The following is a 21,555-nucleotide window of genomic DNA, read 5'->3' on the forward strand; positions in this document are numbered from 1 at the left end:
CCTACGGCCGTTGCGGCGATCGTGTGCGGAGCCGGCCCTCCTTCCCGTGCGAGAGTCTCGTCCCGGACGATCTCCGCCTTGCGAGCCGGTTGATCACCCCTGAGCGCCTGCCTTCGCTCGGGCGAGGTTGACGCCGCTGGCGATGATCCCGATGTGGCTGAATGCCTGAGGAAAGTTGCCCATGAGCTCTCCTGTGGACGGGTTGATCTGTTCCGACAGCAGCCCCAGCGGGCTCACCCGGGCACACAACGAGGCATACAGTTCGTCGGCCTCTTCGATCCGGCCTTGGCCGATCAGGTTGTCGACCAGCCAGAAACTGCACAGCACGAAGGCACCCTCGTCGCCGGCCAGGCCATCGGGGGACTCCTTGTGCAGGTAGCGGTAGAGCAGCCCGTTGCCGGCCGACAGGCGCTCGGCGATGGCCGTGGTGGTCGCCACCATCCGCGGGTGATCAGCCGGCACGATGTGGCGCAGGGGAAGCGCGAGCAGGCTCGCGTCCACGGTGCCGCCACCGTCCAGGTGCGCACTCAGGGTCTGTGCGTCCTCGTCCCAGGACTCGTCCAGGATGCGCCGGCGCAGCTGGTCGGCCGAGGCTCGCCACTCGGCGATCGGCCCGGGCAGGTTGAGCCGCTCGCCGATCGTCGCAGCCCGGTCCAGGGCCACCTGGCACATCCCGGCCGAGTACGTGAACACCCGGCCCTCGCTGCGCACCTCCCAGATTCCCTGATCCGGCTGCCGCCAGGCCCGCCCTGCGGCGTCGGCCAGCTCGGCCAGGCTGGTCCACAGCACGGGCTGGATCTCACCTCCGGAGAGCAGCCACTGGTCGGCGCAGTCGAGGATCTCGCCGTAGACGTCGTGCTGGCGCTGGTCAGCCGCGCCGTTGCCCCATCGCACCGGGGCAGAGCGCCGGTAGCCTTCCAACTCGCTGTCCTCGGCCTCGTCCGGCACCGGACTGCCATGGAGGCCGTACATGATCCGGGGTCGTCCGCTGTACTCGAAGGCGTCAAGAACCCAGCCGAGGAAGGCGTCGGCCTCGCCACGGAAGCCGATGCGGCGCAGGGCGAACACGGCGAAGGCCGCGTCGCGGATCCAGGCATAGCGGTAATCCCAGTTGCGGATCCCGCCGATCGGTGCAGGCAAGGAGGACGTAGGGGCTGCGACCAGCGAGCCATTGGCCCAGTCATCGCACATTTTCAGCGTGATCGCGGCGCGCCTGACCAAGGGTTCCTCAGGGCCGGCGTAGTCCACATGCTTCATCCAGCGGCGCCATGCGTCAGCGGTTCCCCGTAGCATCGCGTCGGCGTCGAACCGGTGGTGGCGATGGAAGCGCCCCCAGGACAACACGAGATCGAGGCGATCACCTTGTCGCAGGTCATGTGTGCTGTGCAGGCCGCTCAGGGGACGGTTGGACCGTAGGTGGAGCCGCAGGTCCGGCCGCCGGGGCGACCGCACTTCCAGTCCGCTGAACAATGCCCGCGCCTGCCCACCACCGCGGGGCTCCAGGTCCGCTCGCAGGCGGACGTTTCCGGCCAGCACCACCGCCGAACGCACGAGTTCGGCCCGGTCAGCCGGTGCGTCGTCGGTGAGATCAGCGCCAGAGCGCAGGGTCAGCGCATCGGTGACGCGAACCAGGCCGGTGGGACTGCGCATTTCGGTTGTCAACACGCCGGTGTCAGGTTCATAGCGCTGTCGCGCCTCCACCAGGTCCTCCGGCGCCAGGGTGAAATGCCCGCCTCGTGCTTGATCGAGCAAGCCACAGAACAGGGGGGCGGCATCGAACCGGGGAAGGCACATCCATGAGATGGAGCCGTCCAGGCCGACCAGCGCGGCCGTCGCACCGTCCCCGATAAGGCCGAGATCCTCCAGCGGAAGGTAGCCCTCCCGCCTGCGGACCGGCCGGAACGGTGGATCGGGATCGTGCATGCCGCCTCGCTCCCTACGGCGTCCACGACGCCGACCGCTTCATGTCCGTTTTGCTGTCACGCTCTCAGGGACCGAGTGGGATCGCGACCCGGCCGCTCCGGCAGTGATGCTTTCCAGTGATGTGGATCTGTCGGCGGGGCTGCGGGTTCCGCTCGCCAGCCGGGGCGAGCCCCGGAACCTACAGGCGCACGACGATCAGGGCGATGTCATCGCGGGCGCCGGCGCTGACTCCGAGGCGGTCGAGCAGGGCGTCAGCGAGGCGTTCGGGGCTGAGGCGGGCCAAGCGGGCCAGTGCGTCGGTGAGGCGGTGCAGACCGGCGTCGACGTCCTCACCGCGGCGTTCGACGAGGCCGTCGGTGTAGAGCACGAGGGTGTCGCCAGGGGTGTATGGCAGCTCGGTCTGGGGGCGGGCAACGTGTTGGGGGCGGGCTCCCAGCGGCGGGTCGGTGGCCTGGTCGAGCAGGTCGAAGGTGCCGTCGTGGTGGACCAGGACCGGCGGGAGGTGGCCGGCGCTGCTGTAGGTGATGCGGTGGCTGCCGGGGGTGATGACCACTTGGACCGCGGTGGTGGCCAGCGCACCTTCCACCGAGCGCGCGTACAGGCCCAGCACCTCCAGCGCCTTGGCGGGCTCGTTGCGGGCCCGGACGGCGGCGGACAGCGCGCTGCGGAGCATTCCCATGACGGCAGCGGCCTCCAGGCCGTGGCCGACAACGTCACCGACCGCTACGGCGCAGCCGTCGTCGGGCAGGTCGACCAGGTCGTACCAGTCGCCGCACACGTTCAGAGATCCGGCGGCGGGCAGGTAGCGCACCGCGACATCCCGATGCCGGGCCAGGTCGGGCGAGTACAGCATGGCCTCCTGGAGCCTGACGGCGACCTGGCGTTCGCGGGCGTGGGCTTGGCGCAGTTCCTCGTTCAACCCCTGGAGCTCACGCGCCCGCTCGTACAGTTCGGCTTCCATCGCCGCCCACTTGCTGAGCTCCCCGCCTTCTAGCGGGCGGGAGGGATGGGACACCACGAACGCGGTCACGTCCTCCACCCGGTGGATGATCCACGCCACCTGCCCGTCCGGCCCGAGCACCGGAGTGTTGATCGGGGACCACCACCGCTCCTCGAACACGCCGGGCTTGTCCGCGACCGGGATGTCGTACTTCTGGACCGCCATCGTGTCCGGCTCCTTGGAGCGCAGCGCCCGGCGCAGGGAGGCGCCCAGATTCCGCACCCCGTCGGCGCCCGGATCCGCAGGGTTGTCAGGGAAGGCCTCGAAGAGGTACTGCCCGACCAGATCGTCCCGAGTGCGGCCGGTCGCTGTGAGATACGCCCGGTTGACGTCGATGATCACCAGGTCGGGACCGAGCACCAGATAGGGGCTGGGCGTGGCGGCGAACAACGCCTGGTAGTCGATCCGTGGTGTCGTCACAGGCTCTTCCATTCCGTCTTGTGGCCGCCACGACCGAACGTCGTCCCAACTATGAGTCCTGCGCCCCCCGACACCCGTCCTCCCTGGGACGCGGGAGTGTCGGGAACGCAATCTGCGCCGCACCGGTTCAGCGCCGCCACGACCTTGGACGTAACGATGGCCCCGCTGCGCAGCCGTCACGTGGCCGCCGACGCTGCGGCGGCGCCGGCGCCGCGTGCAGCTGCCGCAGATCACCACACTGCGCGGACACGGCTACCGGCTGCAGCCCGATGGTCACTGCGGAACATGAGGCCAGCCGCTTCGTCTACAGTCCTGTAGACGATGGTGATGCCGCCGGACTGCGGCCCCGTGGGAAGGACTCGACTGCAGTGACGGACCTTGTGCAACGCTGCGTCCTGGTCGTCGAGGACGACCATGGACTGCGCAACGTGCTGGCCCGCGGATTGCGCGAGGAGAACTTCTCCGTCGTGACCGCCGCCAGTGGAGCCGGCGCCCTGCGCACCCTCGACGACCGGGTGGATGCCGTCGTCCTCGACATCGGACTGCCCGACTCGGACGGCCGGGACGTGTGCCAGGCCATGCGCGCTACGGGGCTGAGGGCCCCGGTGGTCTTCCTCACTGCGCACGACACGCTCACCGACCGGCTCTCGGGCTTCTCCGCGGGCGGCGACGACTACCTCGCCAAGCCCTTTCACCTTGCCGAACTCGCCGCCCGGATCCGCGCGGCGCTGCGCCGCACCGGGCCGGACCCCGTGGTCGAGCTGGCGGGGCTCCGGCTCGATCCCGTACGCCACCTCCTGGACGTGCACGGCAAGCCGGTGGCGCTCACCCCCACCGAGTTCCGCCTGCTGGCGGCGCTGATGACGGTGCCCGGAACCACCGTGCGCAGACGGGAACTGCTGCGCGCGGCCTGGCCCGACGGGGCTCAGGTCAGCGACAACACGCTCGACCAGTACCTGACCCGGCTGCGCCGGAAGCTGCGCGAGGCGGACAGCCGACAGGCGATCAGTACGGTGCGAGGCGTCGGGTACCGCCTGATATGAGGCGGCTCCGCGTCATCGGACGGCTCCGCACCACGCTGCCCCGCACGCTGCGGGGCCGCCTCGCCCTGCTCGCCCTGGCCTCCGCCACGGCCTGGGTCGCCGCGCTCACCGTCGCGTTCAACATCGTCCTCGCCGGACGGCTGAACAGCCAGGCTGCCGACCTGTTGCAGACCCGTGCCGCGGCGGTGGCCGCCACCGTCGAGGCACGCCCGGACGGCACGATCGTCGTCCACGAGCCGGCCGACGACCGTGCACTGGATGTCGGCACATGGGTCTACCGCGGCACCACGGCCGTCGAGCGGCCGAGCGCGCCCGCCGCCCTCCAGCGGCAGGCGGACGGGCTCATCGGCCGGGGCAGCAGATACCAGGAGGCCGGCGGGAGGAATGCCTCCCGTCTGTACGCCCTGCCGGTGCGCGCCGGCCGCCGCCAGACCGGCACCGTCGTCGTCGCCGTCTCCCTCGACCCGTACCGCAGCACCGCCCGCGCGGCCCTCGCCGGTTCGGCGGTCCTCGGGCTGCTGCTCCTAACCGGGGTGTACCTGCTCACCCGCACCATCGTCGGGCGGGCCCTGCGCCCGGTCGCCGAGATGAGCACCCGGGCGGCCCACTGGAGTGAACCGGGCGCCGCCGAACGCTTCGGCACCGGCCACCGGCCGGACGAGCTCGCCTCGCTCGCCACCAGCCTCGACGAACTCCTGGACCGGCTGGCCGCCGTACTGCGCCATGAACAGCTGCAGACCGCCGAGCTCTCGCACGAGCTGCGCACCCCGCTGGCCCGCATTGTCGCCGAGACCGACTGGCTCACCGCCCGGCCACGGGACGCAGCCGGGCAGCACGCCTCCCACCAGGCGATCGCTGCCGCCGCCACCACGATGCGGCACATCTGCGACACCCTGCTGTCCGAGGCCCGCGCCCGCACCGGGCGGTCCCCCGGCCGCTGCCGACTGCCCGCAATGGCCGATCACTTGGCCGAGCAGTACGGGCAACAGCACCCCGACGCCCCGCCGCTGTCCGTACGGGGCGGGGCCGCCGTCACCGCAGGTGTCTCCCCCGCGCTCGTGGAACGCATGCTCACGCCGCTGCTCGACAACGCCCGCCGCTATGCCGCCACCACTGTCACCCTGACGTACGCACAGACCCGGTCCGGTGTGGAGCTCGCCGTCACCGACGACGGCCCGGGTGTGCCCGCGGAGACCGGCCCGGCCGTCTTCGAGCCGGGCCGCCGGGCCGACCCTGACGACGGTCATGACGGGGCCGGTCTCGGGCTCGCCCTGGCGCGGCGGCTGGCCCGCGCGTCCGGCGGCGACATCGAGTGGGACCCGGCCGCCGCGGGGGCGCGGTTCGTGCTCAGCCTTCCGGCAGGCTGACCGAAGCGGTGGCCGCGTCCCGCCGGGTCACCGTCAGATAGCTGACCAGGGCCAGAATCAGGACGAGGAAGATCGCGCTGGTGCCGACCGTACCGAGGCCGAGACCACCGTCACCGCGTGCCTGGGAGAGATAGTCGCCGAACGAGGCGCCCAGCGGGCGGGTGAGGACGTACGCGATCCAGAACGCCGGGACGGCGGCGAGGCCGAGCCCGTAGTGGGCGGCGGCCACAGCGGCGATGAGCACAGCGAACAGCACCGCGGACACCCAGTACCCCAGGTCCATCCGCTCGGCCGTGAGGTCACCCGCCGAGGTGCCGAGAGCGAACGTGACAAGAATTGCCGCCCAGTAGAACGCCTCGCGGCGGACCGTGTGAATGGAGTGGATGGAGAGCGTCCGCTCGCTCCCGTACCAGGCGGCGAAGACCGCGACGAGCAGCACGGCGAAGATGGCCGTCGTCGTCTCCAGCGCTACCCCGAAGTTGTCCGTGAGATTGTCGCTCACCAGCGTGCCGACCACACTGATCAGCACCACGGCAAGCCAGTAGAGCGCGGGAACGTACTTCTCGGCCCGGAACTGGAACCAGAGCGTGCCGATCAGCAGCACGGCCATGACCAGCGAGGTGTTCGTCAGGCCCAGACCGAGGTTGTCGTTCAGGAGATCGGCCGCGGTCTCGCCCACCGTCGTGCACAGCACCTTGATCACCCAGAAGTACACCGTGACTTCGGGGACCTTGTTCAGCATCTGCCGCGCCCCGGCGCGTGCCGGATACGCAGCTGTTTCATTCGTCATGAACGGTGAGGCTGGCACGGCGGACCTGAACACATCCTGACTGCTTTTCCACGGCCGGCGGATGGTGCCCGTCACCCGCGGCGTTAGGATCGATTTGTATGCATTCATTCCGAGTATGGAGGAAGCCATGCGCCCCACCGACGAGTACCCGACTCCGTCGCAGGCCGAGGGCGAGAGGCTGGAAGAGGATATGAATCCGGCCGAGGAGCGGCATCCCGCCACGACACGCACCCAGCCGTCCCAGGCTGAGGGCGAGCGCCGAGCGGAGGATGACGAAAGCTGAAGCCGAGGCGGCGACAGCATGCACGTGTGACCGAAGTCGTCGCGATGGCGCCCGGATGCGCGGCAGACCGGCGGTTGCGGGCGCGGGGACAGTGGGAGCCGTCCATCCAGTGGCCGATCGCCTCACCGGCGGCAAGCCACTGCGTAGCGCCACTCCCTACCGACTTCGCGCCCGAAATATACAGTTGATTCATGAATGCTCGGTTGGCCCTGCTTGACAGCGTGGAACGGGGCGCCACGCAGGGCGAGGTGTTGCGGCTCGCGCTTCAGCACGCCGTCGCCGAGCTGAGCGGCCTGGGCGGGACAGTGCACCTGCGTGGTCCCATGTCGGCCCTGCGTCTGGTGTCAGTGGCCGGACTGCCTCCGGACCTCGTCCGACCGTGGGAGATCATCGACCAGGAGGACACCGCGGCCCCGGCTCGCGCCGTGCGCCAAGGCACCGCCGTCTGGATGCTGCACGCCCCCTCAGGCACGGCCCCGCCCGCGTCGTCCGACGGTTGGCCCGGTACGGGTCTGGCGGCCGTACCGGTGTTCGGGGCCGAACGGGCGGAGCGGCCGGTCGGCGCCCTCACCGTCGTGACAGGTGCCACGGGAGAGCCCACGAGGAAGCAGTGGGAGTTCCTCGCAGCAGTGGCCGCCTGGGCAGAGGAGCGGGTGGTCCAGGCCTCGCCACCCACTCGCCCCGCCCCGGAGGAGCCGAGCGGCACATTCCTGCGGCAGGCGCTCAAGGCCGTACAGGTGGGCACCTGGGACTGGAACATCCGCACCGGCGCACTGGCCTGGGACGATGCCGCCATGGCCGTCTACGGCACCGCGCCTGAAGACTTCACGCCCCAGGTCGAGAGCTGGATGAAGGTGGTCCACCCCGACGACGTGCCGTGGACGCTCGCCGCCGTCGAGAAGGCCATTCGCAACCGCAGCGTGTTCAATGCCGAATACCGAGTACGACGCCTCGACGGCAGTTACGGCTGGACCCAGGCGCGCGCAAGGGTGGTGCTCGATGACACGGGCGAGCCCTACCGGATGATCGGGACGGCGTGGGACAGCAACGAGTCCCGGTCCGCCCGTGACGCACTCAGCCACGCCCTGCACCATATGAGCGACGGCTTCCTCTCGGCGGACGACGACTGGCGGATCACCTTCGTCAATCTGGAGGCGGAGCGCATGCTGGGCTCCTCCGAGGAGGAGCTGTTCGGCCGCGTGCTGTGGACACTGCCCGCCGTTCAACAGGTCACCGACATGGAGGCCCGGTGCCGCCAGGCCGCCGCCGCGGTCACGCCCGCAAGCTTCGACGTGCAGATGGCGGAAACCGAACGCTGCTACCACCTGCGACTCGTCCCGGTGCCCGATGGGGTCACCCTGTACTTCACCGACGTCACCGAGATGCGCAGGCACGAGGCCGAACGGGCCGCCGCCGACGGGGCCGCCGCCGAGCGCGCCTCCAGGATCACGGAGCTCACCGCGGCACTCGCCACGGCGACGACCTCACGGGACGTGGTGGACGCGGTAGCCCAGCGGGTGCTGCCGCCGTTTCGCGCCACCGGGCTGCTCGTGCAAGCCGTCGAGGGCAACCAGGCCCACAACGTCGGAGCCGTCGGCTATCCCCGCGCCTTCCTCGAACGCATCGACGGCCGCTCACGCATTGCGGCAGACCCCGTCTGGGACGCCATCTCCACTCAGGGGCCGCTGTTCGTCTCCTCGGCCCAGGAGTATGCGGCACGCTATCCCGCCCTGGCCGACAATCCGCAGGAGATCGGCAAGCAGTCCTGGGCGTTCCTGCCGCTGGCCGCCTCCGGGCACACCTTCGGCATCTGTGTGATCGCGTTCGACCAGCCGCGCCGCCTGGCCGATGAAGAGCGCACCCTGCTGACCGCCATCAGCGCGCTGGTCGCGCACGCCCTGGAACGCGCGCGGCTGTACGACGCCGAGCACACCCGGTCCCAGGAGCTGCAGCACGCCTTGCTTCCCCAGAAACTGCCCGACCTGCCCGCGTGCACCACCGCTGCCCGTTACCTCCCCGCCGGACAGGGCATGGACGTCGGCGGCGACTGGTACGACGTCATCCCGCTCTCCGCCGGACGGGTCGCGCTCGTCATCGGCGACGTGATGGGCCACGGCCTCTCCGAGGCCGTCACCATGGGACGGCTGCGCACGGCCGTCCACACCCTGGCCGGCTTCGAGCTGCCACCCGACGAGATCATGAGCCACCTCAACGACATCGTCAGCGACCTCGGGGAGGACTCGTACGCCACCTGCCTCTACGCGCTGTACGACTCCACCACCCGGACGTGCTCCCTCACGCGCGCCGGCCACCCACCGCCGGCAGTGGTCCACCCCGACGGCACCGTGCACTTCCCGCATCCAGTCCCGGATCCGCCCCTGGGCGTGGCAGAGCCGCCGTTCGAGACGGTGGAGCTGACGATGCCCCAGGGAAGCCTCCTCGTGCTGTACACCGACGGCCTGGTCGAATCGTCCGAGCGCGAGATCGACCAGGGCATGACCGAGCTGGCACAGCTCCTGCGCACCGGGGGCAGCGAAGACCTGGACCGGCTCTGCGAAACCCTCGTCGTCGGCCTGCTCCCCGCCGGACAGCGCACCAGTGACGACGCCGCTCTCCTGGTCGCCCGTGTGCACGCGCTCAGCGCCGACCAGATGGCCTCCTGGCCACTCCCGGAGGACCCCCGGGCAGCGGGTCTGGCCCGCGAGCACGTCCGGGAGCAGCTGTCCACGTGGGGGCTGGACGACATGGCGACGACCACGGAGCTGCTGGCCAGCGAGCTGGTCGGGAATGTCGTGCGCCACGGGCGGGGACCGATGCAACTTCGGCTGCTGCGGGGCGCCGACCTGGTCTGCGAGGTCACCGACGGCAGTCTGACCATGCCCAGGGTCCGCCACGCGTCCGAGACGGACGAGGGAGGCCGGGGACTGCAGCTCGTCGCCGCGCTCTCCCAGCGGTGGGGCACTCGCTACACCGCGACCGGCAAGTGCATCTGGACCGCGCAGCCGATGCACGGATCCGACATCCCGGATCCGCTCCTGCAGGGGCTCGGCACGCATGCCGTCGTGTCCCCCGAATGACCGGCCGACAGTCCGCGGGGCCGGCGGCCCCATAACACCCCCGCCATCGGGATCGACGCCGACCACGGCCTGATCGGGGTTCAACCGAGGACGCGGTCGAGGTTGAATGCGGCGCTGATGAGGGAAAGGTGGGTGAAGGCCTGCGGGAAGTTGCCGAGTTGTTCTCCCGTCGGTCCGATTTCCTCTGCATACAGGCCGAGATGGTTGGAGTAGGTGAGCATTTTTTCGAAGGCCAGGCGGGCCTCCTCCAGGCGGCCGGCTCGGGTGAGGGCTTCGATGTACCAGAACGAGCAGATCGAAAAAGTGCCCTCCGTGCCCAGGAGGCCATCCGGGCTGGCTCCCGCGTCGTAGCGGTGGACGAGCGAGTCGGAGACCAGGTTGGCGCCAAGGGCGTCCAGCGTGGAGAGCCACTTCGGGTCGACCGGGGAGACGAATTTGACCAGGGGCATCATCAGCACGGAGGCGTCCAGGACATCGCCGTCCAGCTGCTGGACGAAGGCGCCGACCTCGGCCGACCAGCCCCGGCTCATGATCTGCCGGTAGATCGCGTCACGGCTCCGCCCCCACCGGACAAGGTCGGCAGGCAAGCCACGCCGGGTCGCCATGCGCATGGCCCGCTCGATCGCCACCCAGCACATCAGGCGCGAGTACAAGAAGTCCCGTCGTCCCCCGCGGATCTCCCAGACGCCTTCGTCCGGCTGGTCCCAGTGGTCGCAGACCCAGTCCACCACGGTGCCGACCTCGTCCCAGCGGTGGCTGCTGATGGGCTGCCCCCACTTGTCGTACAGGTAGATGGAGTCGATGAGCGCTCCGTAGATGTCCAGCTGGAGCTGGGTCGCGGCGGCATTTCCCACCCGCACCGGGGACGACCCCATGTACCCCTCGAAATGCGTCAGTTCGCGCTCGGGCAGCTCGCGGCGTCCGTCGATGCCGTACATGATCTGCAGCGGCCCGGTGGCATCGTCCTCGCACATGATGCAGGAGGACAGGAAGCCCATGAACGCTTCGGCCTCCGATGTGAAGCCCAGCCTGAGCATGGCGTAGATACAGAAGGCGGCGTCCCTGACCCATGTGTACCGGTAGTCCCAGTTGCGCTCGCATCCGATCTGTTCGGGCAGGCTCATCGTCGGCGCAGCCACGATCGCTCCGGTCGGCTCGTAGACGAGCAGCTTCAGGGTCAGCGCGGAGCGGTGCACCATCTCCCGCCACCGTCCGTGATAGCGCGATGCGCTCAGCCAGTGCCGCCAGAAGCGGACCGTAGCCTGGAACTCCTCCTCCGCCTCACGCCTGGCACACCCCCGCGGAGCGACCTCTCCCCCGATCCGGTCGAGGGCGAAGACCGCGGACTCGCCTTCCAGCAACTTGAAGTGTGACCAGGCATCCGTGCCGTCGCATTCGAGCGGGACGGTGGCCGTCAGCGCCAGGGACAGGTTCTTGGATTCGAAGTGCGCCCTGTCGCCCTCCAGGCGCGCGGTGTGCGGCTCGGTCCCGTAACCGAAGCGGGGAGCCACTCGCGCGGTGAACGGAAGCGAGCCCCGGACGCACAGCAGGCGTCTGATCAGCCGGTGCCGGTGGGCCTCGCCTGATTCGTCACCGATGGGCATGAAGTCCTGGATCTCGCCGACCCCGTCCGCGGCGAAGAACCGCGTGATCAGCACATTGGTGTCGGGAAAGTAGAACTGCCGAGTCCGCGCAGGCACGTCGGCAGACAGCTCGAACGATCCGCCCCGGTCCGCGTCCAGGATGGAGCCGAACACGCTGGGCGCGTCGAATCGCGGGCAGCAGTACCAGTCGATCGTGCCGTCGGTGCCCACGAGCGCGACGGTGCGAAGGTCGCCAATCAGGCCGTGTTCGGCAATCGGCAGATAGCGCGACGAGCCCGCCCCCTGCCCGTGTCCACCGTAGCCCGCACTCTCGAACGCCATCCCAGGCCTCCCTGCCACCGCGGCACCATCGCCGTGAAGCCGAAAACAACCTTGATACGAGTCTAAATCGCCACACAGTAGGACTTGGCTCTGTTTCCTCAGCTGCGACCACCGTCGGGTGCCGCGCAGTAACAAGACGGCGGGTTCATCGGCCTCACAGAGACCTGCGGAATCCTCAGCCGTGCGTTTACGCGACAGGCGGTGTAGCCCGGCGCAGGTGGGCCAGATCGTCGGGTGGTGGGGTGTCGGGCCGGTGGAAAAGTGGGGTCTGGTCGACGGCTGCCGCGGGGGCGTCGGCCAGCTGGAAACGCTCGCGCAGCCGGTGGTAGAACTCCAGCGGCGCCATACGGGCCAGGCGCAGCCGGTACGGCGCCCGGTAGGCCGCAACCCAGTCGCCCGGGTCCAGCACTCCGCGCGTCTGCCCGTCGATGCTCACGGCCACCCGGCCGGAATGCGGCAGCACGCGTATCGCGACCGCTTCGTCGGCGGCGGCCACCACCGTGCGGCCGAAGGCCATGTGCGGAGCGACCGGGGTGAAAACGATGGCGTCGGCGGCAGGGTCCAGAACCGGCCCTCCCGCGGCGAAGTTGTAAGCGGTCGAGCCAGTGGGGGTAGCCACGATCACCGCGTCGGCCGAGTAGGAGGCGAGCAGCTGGCCGGCCAGGTACACAGCCACGCTCGCCTGCCGGTCCCGGGCGAGCTTCTCCAGGACCACGTCATTGACGGCGGTGACGTCCAGGGCGACACCCCAGCCGACCGCCTCCGCCCCGGCGGGACGCACGGCCGGCGCAGGCAGCGCGGGGCCACGCCCGTAACACAGCACCGTGTCCAGGCCGACCGGTGTCCGAAGCGGGCGCGACGCGCGCAGCGTGAGCACCATCCGCTCCTCGATCACCGCCTGATCCCGGTGGAGAACGTCCAGAGCCTCCTCCACCTGGTCGGTGGTGATCTCGGTCAGGAAACCGACCCGGCCCACGTTCACGCCCAGCACCGACGCCCCGTCCTTGGCGGCGATCCGCGCCCCGCGGAGAAACGTGCCGTCACCGCCGAACGTGATGATCAACCCCGGATGACCCGCTGCCTCGGCCTCCGCCTGGCCTCCGTGCCGCGGCTCCCCGTGCCGCCACACGTCGATATCGGTGCAGGCAATGCCGCGCGCGGCGCACCACAGCCGGGCAGTCCGCGCCGCCGCGACGGCGGCGGGCCGGCCTTGGTGGACAACCAGACCCAGCCGATTGAGAGGCATCACCTCCCACCGTAGACCGCCCCGGCCGGCCGCGCAGATCGCAACAGACCTACCCGGTGGCTCACCGGACCGACCGCACGTGCCAAGGGCTGTCCCGTAATCCCTGGTGGATCAGCGCGCGGCGTCAGATGCGGTGCATCGCAAGGCGGAGGAGCGTCCTCATACTGGGCGTATTCGGGCGTTCCGACAACGCGGCGAGGTGCCGTAGCTGTCGTCGCGCGCCCGCCACGGATTGCGGGACAGCCCTTAGGTGCTGCCACGAGGCCTTTTTCACGCCCAAGTGCCTAGGGAACGCCGTACTGTCACCAACTCCGTCCGGCGGAATTACCGCGCAGTCCTGCGCGAGCCCGGGCTGTTCGCACTGCGGCGGACAATGCGTCGATGTCGTAGGCGCCGCGGTGCAGCAGGCCGTTGATGAAGAAGGTGGGAGTTCCTGACACCCCGCTCAGATCGGCGGACTCCCTGTTCTTGGCGATCCGGCCGGCCCCCGCGTGGGTGCGCAGACTGCGATGGAAGCGCTCGGTGTCCAAGCCCAGTTCGTCCGCGTAACGCATCAGGTCGGGCGGCCGGAGCGCACCTTGGTGCTCCAGGAGGCGGTCGTGCATCTGCCAGAAGGCCCCCTGATCCGCTGCCGCCTCGGCCGCCTCCGCGGCGAGTTGCGCGCTGGGATGGACATCGGTGAGCGGCAGATGCCGCCATACATAGCGCAGATCGCCGAAGTCGGCGAGAAGATCACGGACCACGGATTCGGCCTGGCCGCAGTAGGGGCATTCGAAATCGGCGTACTCGACCAGTGTCACCGGGGCAATCATCGGGCCCCGGACGTGGTCACGATCGGGGTCGACCGGGACCGCGAGATCGATCACCCTCTCGGCCGTGCCGAGCAGTACCCGTGCACGCCGCTGCGGCGGCAGGACCCTGATCACCATTGCCACGGCACAGGTTGCGAGGAAGGAGCAGACCACCGCGGCCAGGATGCCCATCTTCGCCTCTTCGAGCCGGTCTCCGTCGAAGGCGAGCGTGGAGATCAGCAGGGCGACGGTGAACCCGACCCCGGCGATCGTGCCGCCCCCGGCGAGGGCACCCCAGCCGACCGGAGGCCTCAGCCGATTGCGGCTCAGCCGGGCGAGCAGCCAGGAGGCACCGGTAATGGCCACCGGCTTGCCGACCAGGTAGCCGAACAGGATGCCCAGGGTGACCGGGGACGTTGCCGCCCGCGACAGCAACGCTGCGTCGATGGTGATGCCGGCATTGGCGAGGGCGAACAGCGGCACGATCACAAAACTCGTCCACGGGTGGTACAGCCGTTGCAGCCGCTCGTTGGGCGACAGCGCCGATGCCAGTCCCTGGCGTAGCGAACGCTCCAACTCAGGTGTGGGCTGCTCCCGGAATGAGATGAACAGATCGCTCGCGCGCTCCAGGTCGCTGCGCGCCGCCGGGTAGGCATAAGTCAGCAGTCCCATGGCCAGACCCACGACCACCGGATCGACACCGGACTTGAGCAGGGCGACCCAGGTCGCGGCGCCCATCAGCAGGAACATCAGTCCGTGGCGCATGCCCGTCGCCCAGACCAGCAGAACCAGGGCGAACAGGGTCACGGCGGCCAGCAGGGCGGGCACGGTGATGTCGTCGCTGTAGACGAGGGCGATGACCACCAGGGCCAGCAGGTCGTCGACCACGGTCACCGTGAGGATGAACGTGCGCAGTACCTCGGGGAACCGTCGTCCCAGGATCGCCAGCATGCCCAGGGCGAATGCGGTGTCCGTGGACATGGCCGCCCCCCATCCGTGGGCCGAGGCACCGCCCCCGTTGAACGCGAGGTAGATCCCGACGGGGACGATCATTCCGGCGAGCCCTGCGGCCAGTGGCAGCATGACCCGATGCCGCTCCCGTAGCTCGCCCATGTCGAACTCCCGGCGCGCCTCCAGCCCGATGACGAAGAAGAAGAACGTCATCAGCCCGCTGTTCACCCACTCGCGCAGGTCCAGCGATACCCCTGCCGATCCCAGGGTCACCGACAGGTGCGTCTCCCAGAAGGATGTGTACGCCCCGGGAGCCGCGTTCGCCCACACCAGTGCCGCCACCGTGGCGGCCAGCAGCACCGCGGCACTGCCGGACTCGGTCCTGAGGAACGCGCGCAGCGGTGTCCGGCTCCCCGGGTCACTTGTGCTCTGTTCCCGGAAGGGAGGAGGGGAGGAGGGAACATGAGTCACAGGGCCATCACCGCGTGCCGCGGCCCGGTGTGCGGTGCAAGGGCCCACCAGCGGGCCGCACGGCACACCACCGCTTCATGTGCCAACCGGTCCACGCCGACCGGTTCACGCTGTGTCGCCGTCACTGACTGATCATCCACCGATAACTCAACTCGTCGTGTTGGCCGTTGTGAGGGGTTTCTGCTGCAGCCCTCGTGGTGTGACGCACCGCATGAGCGGCCGGGCGGCCCCTCAGCTTCCGGGTTTCTCCCGGGACAGGCTGCGGATGTGGTCCAGCGAGGCGTTGGGCGCCATGGTGAGGGGAGCGGACGAGCGCTGTGACTGAGCCGGCAACAGTCCCCTTCCAATGATGAGCGCCCGGCCGACGTCAGCCGTCGACCGGCTCGCCGATGCCCAGCATGTTCCCCTCGCTGTCACGGAACCAGGCACCGCGTTCTCCCCGTGCGCCCTTGCTCGGGTAGTTCCCTTCGATATCGGCGATCCCGCCCCTCGTTCGCAACCCAGGTACGTCCACGTCTTCGAACACCACGCCACGCCGTTTGAGGTCCGACACGACTGTCTCGATGTCGTCGACCTGCCACGCCATCTGAGTGAAGGTGCCGGGAGAAGTTCCTGTCGAATGGAACAGGACGAACTCCGCGCCTCCGCACCGATACAGCAGCCCACCGGGCCGTTCATCGGCAGGCTCCAGACCGAGCTGCTCGGAGTAGAAACGCCGCGCCCGGTCCAGGTCCTGAGCTGGAAGCCTGGTTGCCACGCGTCCCCGGGCCAGCATGTTCCTGTCGTCTGCGTTCATGCCTCCACTGTGCCGTGAGCACTGTCTGGCGCGGTGGAGGCAACAGGCGCGTGCCACGGCGGTGGCGTCGCCGAAAAGGTGCGGCCCCGGAAGCGTCGAACGCGAGGTCAGATCGTTGACCGTGCCCCTCAATACTGCTGGGCAGCGGCACAACTGAGTGGCCGTTCGGAGTTGGCTCCGCATATCTTCGGCCGCATGGCTGACGAGAGCTTCAGGCATCCGCGGCTCGCGGCGATCTACGACCCACGCCTGGAAGGAGTGGAACCGTGCGGCCTCGTACAGGGTGACGAGATCCCGGGCAGCCGCGCGGTCGAGAGCTGGGTCCGGTTGATCGAGGTGAGCGGGCCACTGGTGACGTTCCGCTGGACCTTTGTGTTCGCTGCGGACGGGCAGGTGCTGACCTCGGATTCGACGTTGCGTTTCCGTGAGCGGCAGGAGGTCGAGACGGAGCTGGTCGCGCAGGGATACGTGGTGGAGGACGTTCGTGACGCGCCCGACCGTCCGGGCCGGGAGTTCGTCTTCCTCGCACGACGTCCAGGAGGCAGCTGAGTCCGCGGTCGAGTGATGTACCGGCGAGGAACCGTGCCGCATCACCGACCCCGACGGCCATGTCCTGCTGCTGCACCGCACCGCCGACAACCACCGTGGGGCACGACCGCCGGACCGAGCGGCACGGTGTCCCCCGGACGGGCCGGGCTCACCGTCCTGACCAGGCCAGCAGTTCGTCCGCCGGCCATGAGGTGATGACCCGTTCCGCCGGCACACCGCACTCCTCGGCCCGGGCGCAGCCGAAGATCTGCCAGTCGAGCTGTCCCGGCGCGTGGGCGTCGCTGTCAATGGCGAACAGCACTCCGGCGTCGACGGCACGACGCAGCAGACGCCGGGGCGGATCGAGCCGCTCGGGTCGGCTGTTGATCTCCAGGGCGGTGCCGGACTCGGCACACGCGGCGAAGACTTCGTCCGCGTCGAACTGCGACTCCGGGCGCCCCCGGCCGGTGGTCAGACGGCCCGTGCAGTGCCCCAGCACGTTCGCCTGCGGATGGCGGACGGCGGTGACCAGTCGGCGGGTCATGGGCCGCGCATCCATCCGCAGTTTGGAGTGCACGGACACGACCACCACGTCGAGCTGTTCCAGCAGTTGCTCCTCCTGGTCGAGGGAGCCGTCCGGGAGAATGTCGCACTCAATGCCGGTGAGCAGCCGGAACGGCGCCCAGCGCTCATTGAGTTCGGCCACGGCCGCCAGCTGGCGGCGCAACCGTTCGGGCGACAGGCCATGTGCCACGGTCAGCCGGGGAGAGTGATCGGTGAGGACCGCCCACTCATGTCCCAGCTCCATGGCCGTACGGCCCATCTCCTCGATCGGGCTTCCACCGTCCGACCAGTCGGAGTGCAGATGGCAGTCGCCGCGCAGCACGGCGCGCAGCGCGCTGCCGCCTTCGGTGAGCGGGGCGGCGGCGTCCTCCTCCAGCCGCCGGAGGTAGCCGGGGACTTCCCCGGCCAGCGCTTCCCGTACGACCCGTGCCGTCTTCGGCCCGATGCCTCTGACCGACTCCAGCGTCCCCGCCGCCACGCGTTCCGCGATCTCGTCGCCCGTCATCGCCCCGACCGCACCGGCGGCTGTACGGAACGCCTGTACGCGGTACGTGGCTGCCCGGTCGCGTTCCAGCAGGAAGGCGATCCGGCGCAGCGCGTCGACCGGATCCATCGGCACCTCCCGTCCCGCCACGACACGGCGGGGCTGCGCACCGGGCTCTTCCACGTTGGCACACCCACGAGGCGGGCGGCATCTCGTACGCCCCCGCTCAGCCGCTGACGTACACCGCCGGGCGGCGCGCCGGAGGAGACGGCGGCGCGAACCGGGCCGACGCCTCCCCCGGGCCGTGGTCAGTGGCTCTCGGCTGCCGGTTCGAGGACGAAGACAGGAATCTGCCGGTCCGTCTTCTTCTGGTAGTCGGCGTAGTCGGGGAAGGCCTCGATCGCGCGTTCCCACCACACGCGCTTCTCGTCGCCGGTGACCTCACGGGCGTTCATGTCCTGGCGGACCGGGCCGTCCTGCAACCCCACCCGACGGTCCGCGGTGATGTTGTGATACCAGACGGGGTGCCGGGGAGCGCCGCCCTGCGAGGCGACCACGGCGTATGAGCCGTGGTGCTCGACCCGCATCAGCGGTGTCTTGCGGATCTTGCCGCTCTTGGCTCCGCGCGTGGTCAGGATGATGACCGGCATGCCCCGCATCATGGTCCCGTCCGTCCCTCCCGAACTCTCGAACAGTTCGACCTGATCGCGGACCCACTGCTCGGGGCTCGGCTCGTACTCACCCTTGAGAGGCATGGCATCTGTCCCATCGTCGACATCCGGGCAGCACGGACATCGATGTGTCCCGCTGCACCGAGAACTCTTGCATCATCGCGCCGCCCCGGGACCCGGGCGAGTACGCGTGTCACGACGGCAGTCCGGTTCCGCGCGCGTCGGGACGCGGGTGGGACGGTGGTTCCGTCGTTGCGCCGGCAGGAGCGATGCCCCGCTGCAGGCTGCTGTGGTCGGAGGCGAACGCCGACCGCGGGTTCGTGCGAGGTGCCGTGCGCGTCCGGCATGGTCATCATGGGCAGCATGGTCCTGCCACCCGTCGGGACCGCCGGGTGGCACGAGAGGAGTGAGGGCGATGGAGTTGTTCCCTCCCATCCCGCTCGCCGAGTGGCGCGACACCAAGGAAACGCTGCACCGCTTCGCGCAGGTCGTCGGGAAGGTCCGTCTCGCCGCCAGCGTCCGGCGCAACCACTGGTGGAACGTTCCGTATCACCTCACCGGACGCGGTATCACCACCCGTCCGATGGGGCAGATCGACGGCAATCCCATCTTCACGATCGACTTCGACTTCGTCGGCCATCAGCTGATCGTCGCGAGGCTGGACGGCCAAACGGTCTCCTTCCCGCTTTCCGGCCAGTCCGTGGCGTCCTTCCACCGGAGCGTCATGGACGCGCTGGACGCGCTGGGCGTACGGGTGGACATCGAGACCCCCAGGCCGTTCGACCTGCCGGACACCGACCGGCCGTTCTCCGAGGACACCGAGTACGCCGCATACGACCCCGAACACGCCACCCGCTACTGGCAGGTCCTCAGCCAGGTGGCGCTCGTGCTGGAGGAATTCGCGGCGCGCTTCTCGGGAAAAGTCAGTCCGGTGCACCACTTCTGGCACACCTTCGACATTGCCCACACCCGCTTCTCGGAGCGTCAGATCGACCAGCCGCAGCAGATCGACCCCGTGACCCGGGAGGCATACTCCCGGGAGGTGGTCAGCTTCGGCTTCTGGTTCGGGGACGACAGCTTCGCCGAGCCCGCCTTCTACTCCTACACCGCCCCCGAGCCGGCGCAGCTGGCCGAGGAGCCGCTCAGGCCCGAAGCGGCGCACTGGGTCGCTCGTGGCGACAGCCATCTGGCCGTGCTGCTGTACGACGCGGCGCGCACCCGGACCGACCCGCGTGCGTCCGTGCTCGACTTCTACGAAAGCGCCTACCGGGCGGGGGCCGGTCGCGCCGGCTGGGACATCGACCGGCTCGCGTGTCCCGGCGGGATGACGGACCCGCGTCTGCGCTCCCGCTCCACAGCTCCCGCTGCTCGCAAATGAAGATCACGCGTGACGACCACGCGGAGTTGATCCGAGCCACCTCAGTGCAACTGCTGCTCCCAGTCCGCCGGCACCATGCCCTGCGGACCCGGGGTCGGCTGGGCCGGCGGGTGGCAGCTGGGCGGGAGCAGCTCGGGCCCTTCGTAGTACTCCTCGGTCTCGATGTTCCACATCCAGTTCTCGCCGGGCTCGAAGCTGGCCAGAAACGGATGTCCCTCGTCGCGTGCGTGCTTCGTGCCGTGCTGCCCGGGTGAGGTATCGCAGCATCCGATGTGTCCGCACGCGGCGCAGCGGCGCAGGTGGAACCACCACCCAGGACCGTCGCCCGCCAGACAGTCCGCGCATCCCGTGCCACTGGGAGCCGCGGTGAGATCGATACCTGGAATCTGGTCAGGTGCCATGGGACATGCCTCTCCGATCAGGCGTGAGCACACGGATCTCAAGGGTCCGGGCTCGACACGCTAAGGCCTTCGGCTTCCTCTTCTGCATCGTAAGGCCGGGTGGGAGGGTGCGCCTGTGTCGGTCGTTCCTCACCTTTCCGAGGCCGACAGCCGCGTCTCGCGGCTGCCGACCAGCCGCCGCCGGAGCGCGGCAAGGCGGGGATGCCGTTCATGCATTTCAGCCGAGTGGCGGTCGAGTTCCTCACCGAGGCGTTCAGCGCGCTTGTCGATGTCCAGCTCATCCAGAATGCGGTCGACCTCGGCGAGCAGGGCGCCGTGGAGCTGCCACTGCCTGGGATGTTCCTGGACGTCCTCCAACAGGAGATCGGCCACCACGTCCCGGGCGGCGCGGCTGGACGCCAGTGCGGCGAACAGCCGCGACTCGGCCTCTTCTGCATTGGCGGAGACCGGGGTGGTGATCAGTGTGGAGAAGCTTTCGATGGCTTCGGCCATCTGCGCGAAGAGTTCTCGGAGTGAGAGCGCCACGTCCTCGGGAAACAGCGTTTCCTCGGTGCGGGCCTTGGCCAGGTCCGTCAGGGTGCGTGCCAGCACGCGCAGCACGACTGCGCAGATCTCCAGCGTGTCAAGTCCGGTACGCAGGACGATCCGGTAGAGGAGTCCCTGGCGAACCCGGGGGTTGAGCATGAGGCTTTCCTCGGCCTGCCGCAGCGAGGCGTCGACAGCCACGATGTCGTGGTCCAGTCGGCGGGCGTCGTGCAATCTGGCCGCCGCATGCGGGACGGAGATGTGTCCGCCGATCTCCTCGCCGATGACACGGAACATCCCTCCCATCTCCCGTGCCAGCGCGTCGATGGACGCCCCAGCGGTCTGCACCCATACGGGCGGTGCGAACAGCAGATTGAACAACAGGCCGACGCCCGCACCGATCAGGGTCTCGAGTACGCGATCCCACGCGGTGTAGGCGATCTGGGACACGCCGAGGACCAGCATCGCGCTGATGGCCACCTCGGGCACGAACTCGTCGACCCGCACCATGCGTCCGATGATCAGCGAACTGAAGATCGTCAGTCCCAGGCTCCACCAGCTCAGGCCCACCAGGGCGCTGAATCCGATGGCGATGAGCACCCCGACGACGACGGAGTTGACGCGCCGGATGCCCGTGGTGAGTGTCGCGTACAGGGTGACCTGAACGACGAGGAGTGCGGTGAGCGGAGCTGTCAGCGGAGCAGGTTGAGGGAGGGTCCACACCGCGACGACATAGGCGATGACTGCCGCTGCCGTCGAGCGCAGGGTCTGCGCCGCGACAGGTTCGGTGGTTCGCCGTACGAGCTTGACCACAGGTGCGGAGAGTTCTGGCATCTCACTCCCCTTCCCTTGCGCGACCGCTTGCAGCCCCACGCATCGACCGGACGGGTGCCGTTGTGCCGAGATCGGCCGGCGGATCCG

Annotated in this window: 16 protein-coding genes and 1 pseudogene; 6 read left to right on the plus strand and 11 right to left on the minus strand. The window is 69.4% G+C overall.

Annotated features, from left to right (window positions below):
• Positions 1 to 93: 93 nt before the first annotated feature.
• Complete coding sequence (locus ABZV38_RS05520; RefSeq protein WP_356324821.1) at positions 94 to 1,923, minus strand: glycoside hydrolase family 15 protein; 1,830 nt, start codon at positions 1,921 to 1,923, stop codon at positions 94 to 96.
• A 178-nt stretch (positions 1,924 to 2,101) separates the two neighbouring features.
• Positions 2,102 to 3,355: a SpoIIE family protein phosphatase gene (locus tag ABZV38_RS05525; RefSeq protein ID WP_356324823.1), complete on the minus strand. Its 1,254-nt coding sequence runs from the start codon at positions 3,353 to 3,355 to the stop codon at positions 2,102 to 2,104.
• 368 nt (positions 3,356 to 3,723) lie between these two features.
• On the opposite strand from ABZV38_RS05525, the gene ABZV38_RS05530 reads away from it, so the two are divergent.
• Positions 3,724 to 4,386 carry a response regulator transcription factor gene (locus tag ABZV38_RS05530; RefSeq protein WP_356324987.1) on the plus strand — a complete coding sequence of 221 codons (663 nt, stop codon included), beginning with the start codon at positions 3,724 to 3,726 and terminating at the stop codon, positions 4,384 to 4,386.
• Positions 4,383 to 5,753, plus strand: coding sequence for a HAMP domain-containing sensor histidine kinase (locus tag ABZV38_RS05535; protein ID WP_356324825.1), 1,371 nt, complete (start codon positions 4,383 to 4,385; stop codon positions 5,751 to 5,753). The genes ABZV38_RS05530 and ABZV38_RS05535 overlap by 4 nt, the downstream gene beginning before the upstream one ends.
• Here ABZV38_RS05535 and ABZV38_RS05540 read toward each other — a convergent pair.
• Positions 5,734 to 6,543, minus strand: a complete 810-nt coding sequence (locus ABZV38_RS05540; protein ID WP_356324827.1) for a hypothetical protein — start codon at positions 6,541 to 6,543, stop codon at positions 5,734 to 5,736. The genes ABZV38_RS05535 and ABZV38_RS05540 overlap by 20 nt on opposite strands.
• Positions 6,544 to 6,670: 127 nt before the next feature.
• Here ABZV38_RS05540 and ABZV38_RS05545 point away from each other — a divergent pair, with 127 nt between their 5' ends.
• Both ABZV38_RS05545 and ABZV38_RS05550 read left to right on the plus strand, forming a co-directional pair.
• Positions 6,671 to 6,826 (plus strand): hypothetical protein, encoded by a 156-nt coding sequence (locus tag ABZV38_RS05545; RefSeq protein WP_356324829.1) that lies wholly within the window; start codon positions 6,671 to 6,673, stop codon positions 6,824 to 6,826.
• A 191-nt stretch (positions 6,827 to 7,017) separates the two neighbouring features.
• On the plus strand, positions 7,018 to 9,903 hold the full coding sequence (locus ABZV38_RS05550) for a SpoIIE family protein phosphatase (RefSeq protein WP_356324831.1): 2,886 nt from the start codon (positions 7,018 to 7,020) through the stop codon (positions 9,901 to 9,903).
• Positions 9,904 to 9,983: 80 nt separating this feature from the next.
• Here ABZV38_RS05550 and ABZV38_RS05555 read toward each other — a convergent pair whose 3' ends face one another.
• From ABZV38_RS05555 to ABZV38_RS05570, 4 genes are all read right to left on the minus strand, one after another.
• Positions 9,984 to 11,828: a glycoside hydrolase family 15 protein gene (locus tag ABZV38_RS05555; RefSeq protein WP_356324833.1), complete on the minus strand. Its 1,845-nt coding sequence runs from the start codon at positions 11,826 to 11,828 to the stop codon at positions 9,984 to 9,986.
• 187 nt (positions 11,829 to 12,015) lie between these two features.
• On the minus strand, positions 12,016 to 13,074 hold the full coding sequence (locus ABZV38_RS05560) for an NAD(+)/NADH kinase (RefSeq protein ID WP_356324835.1): 1,059 nt from the start codon (positions 13,072 to 13,074) through the stop codon (positions 12,016 to 12,018).
• 302 nt (positions 13,075 to 13,376) lie between these two features.
• A complete protein-coding gene (gene nhaA / locus ABZV38_RS05565; RefSeq protein ID WP_356324837.1) occupies positions 13,377 to 15,287 on the minus strand; it encodes a Na+/H+ antiporter NhaA in 1,911 nt (636 codons plus the stop codon).
• Between the two features lie 367 nt (positions 15,288 to 15,654).
• Entirely contained in the window at positions 15,655 to 16,083 is a 429-nt protein-coding gene (locus ABZV38_RS05570; protein WP_356324839.1) for a VOC family protein, read from the minus strand.
• 247 nt (positions 16,084 to 16,330) lie between these two features.
• On the opposite strand from ABZV38_RS05570, the pseudogene ABZV38_RS05575 reads away from it, so the two are divergent.
• A pseudogene (locus tag ABZV38_RS05575) lies at positions 16,331 to 16,632 on the plus strand (SAM-dependent methyltransferase); the annotation flags it as partial.
• 148 nt (positions 16,633 to 16,780) lie between these two features.
• Here the strand turns inward: ABZV38_RS05575 and ABZV38_RS05580 are convergent.
• Both ABZV38_RS05580 and ABZV38_RS05585 read right to left on the minus strand, forming a co-directional pair.
• Complete coding sequence (locus ABZV38_RS05580; RefSeq protein WP_356324841.1) at positions 16,781 to 17,788, minus strand: PHP domain-containing protein; 1,008 nt, start codon at positions 17,786 to 17,788, stop codon at positions 16,781 to 16,783.
• Positions 17,789 to 17,967: 179 nt separating this feature from the next.
• A complete protein-coding gene (locus tag ABZV38_RS05585) occupies positions 17,968 to 18,414 on the minus strand; it encodes a nitroreductase family deazaflavin-dependent oxidoreductase (RefSeq protein ID WP_356324844.1) in 447 nt (148 codons plus the stop codon).
• A gap of 331 nt (positions 18,415 to 18,745) precedes the next feature.
• Here ABZV38_RS05585 and ABZV38_RS05590 point away from each other — a divergent pair, with 331 nt between their 5' ends.
• Positions 18,746 to 19,708, plus strand: a complete 963-nt coding sequence (locus ABZV38_RS05590) for a DUF5996 family protein (RefSeq protein WP_356324845.1) — start codon at positions 18,746 to 18,748, stop codon at positions 19,706 to 19,708.
• 41 nt (positions 19,709 to 19,749) lie between these two features.
• On the opposite strand, the gene ABZV38_RS05595 is transcribed toward ABZV38_RS05590, so the two are convergent.
• Together ABZV38_RS05595 and ABZV38_RS05600 are read right to left on the minus strand one after the other, a co-directional pair.
• Complete coding sequence (locus ABZV38_RS05595) at positions 19,750 to 20,109, minus strand: UBP-type zinc finger domain-containing protein (RefSeq protein WP_356324847.1); 360 nt, start codon at positions 20,107 to 20,109, stop codon at positions 19,750 to 19,752.
• A gap of 129 nt (positions 20,110 to 20,238) precedes the next feature.
• Complete coding sequence (locus tag ABZV38_RS05600; RefSeq protein WP_356324849.1) at positions 20,239 to 21,468, minus strand: aromatic acid exporter family protein; 1,230 nt, start codon at positions 21,466 to 21,468, stop codon at positions 20,239 to 20,241.
• Positions 21,469 to 21,555: the final 87 nt, after the last annotated feature.

Source organism: Streptomyces sp. NPDC005181 (assembly GCF_040608395.1).
GTDB lineage: Bacteria > Actinomycetota > Actinomycetes > Streptomycetales > Streptomycetaceae > Streptomyces.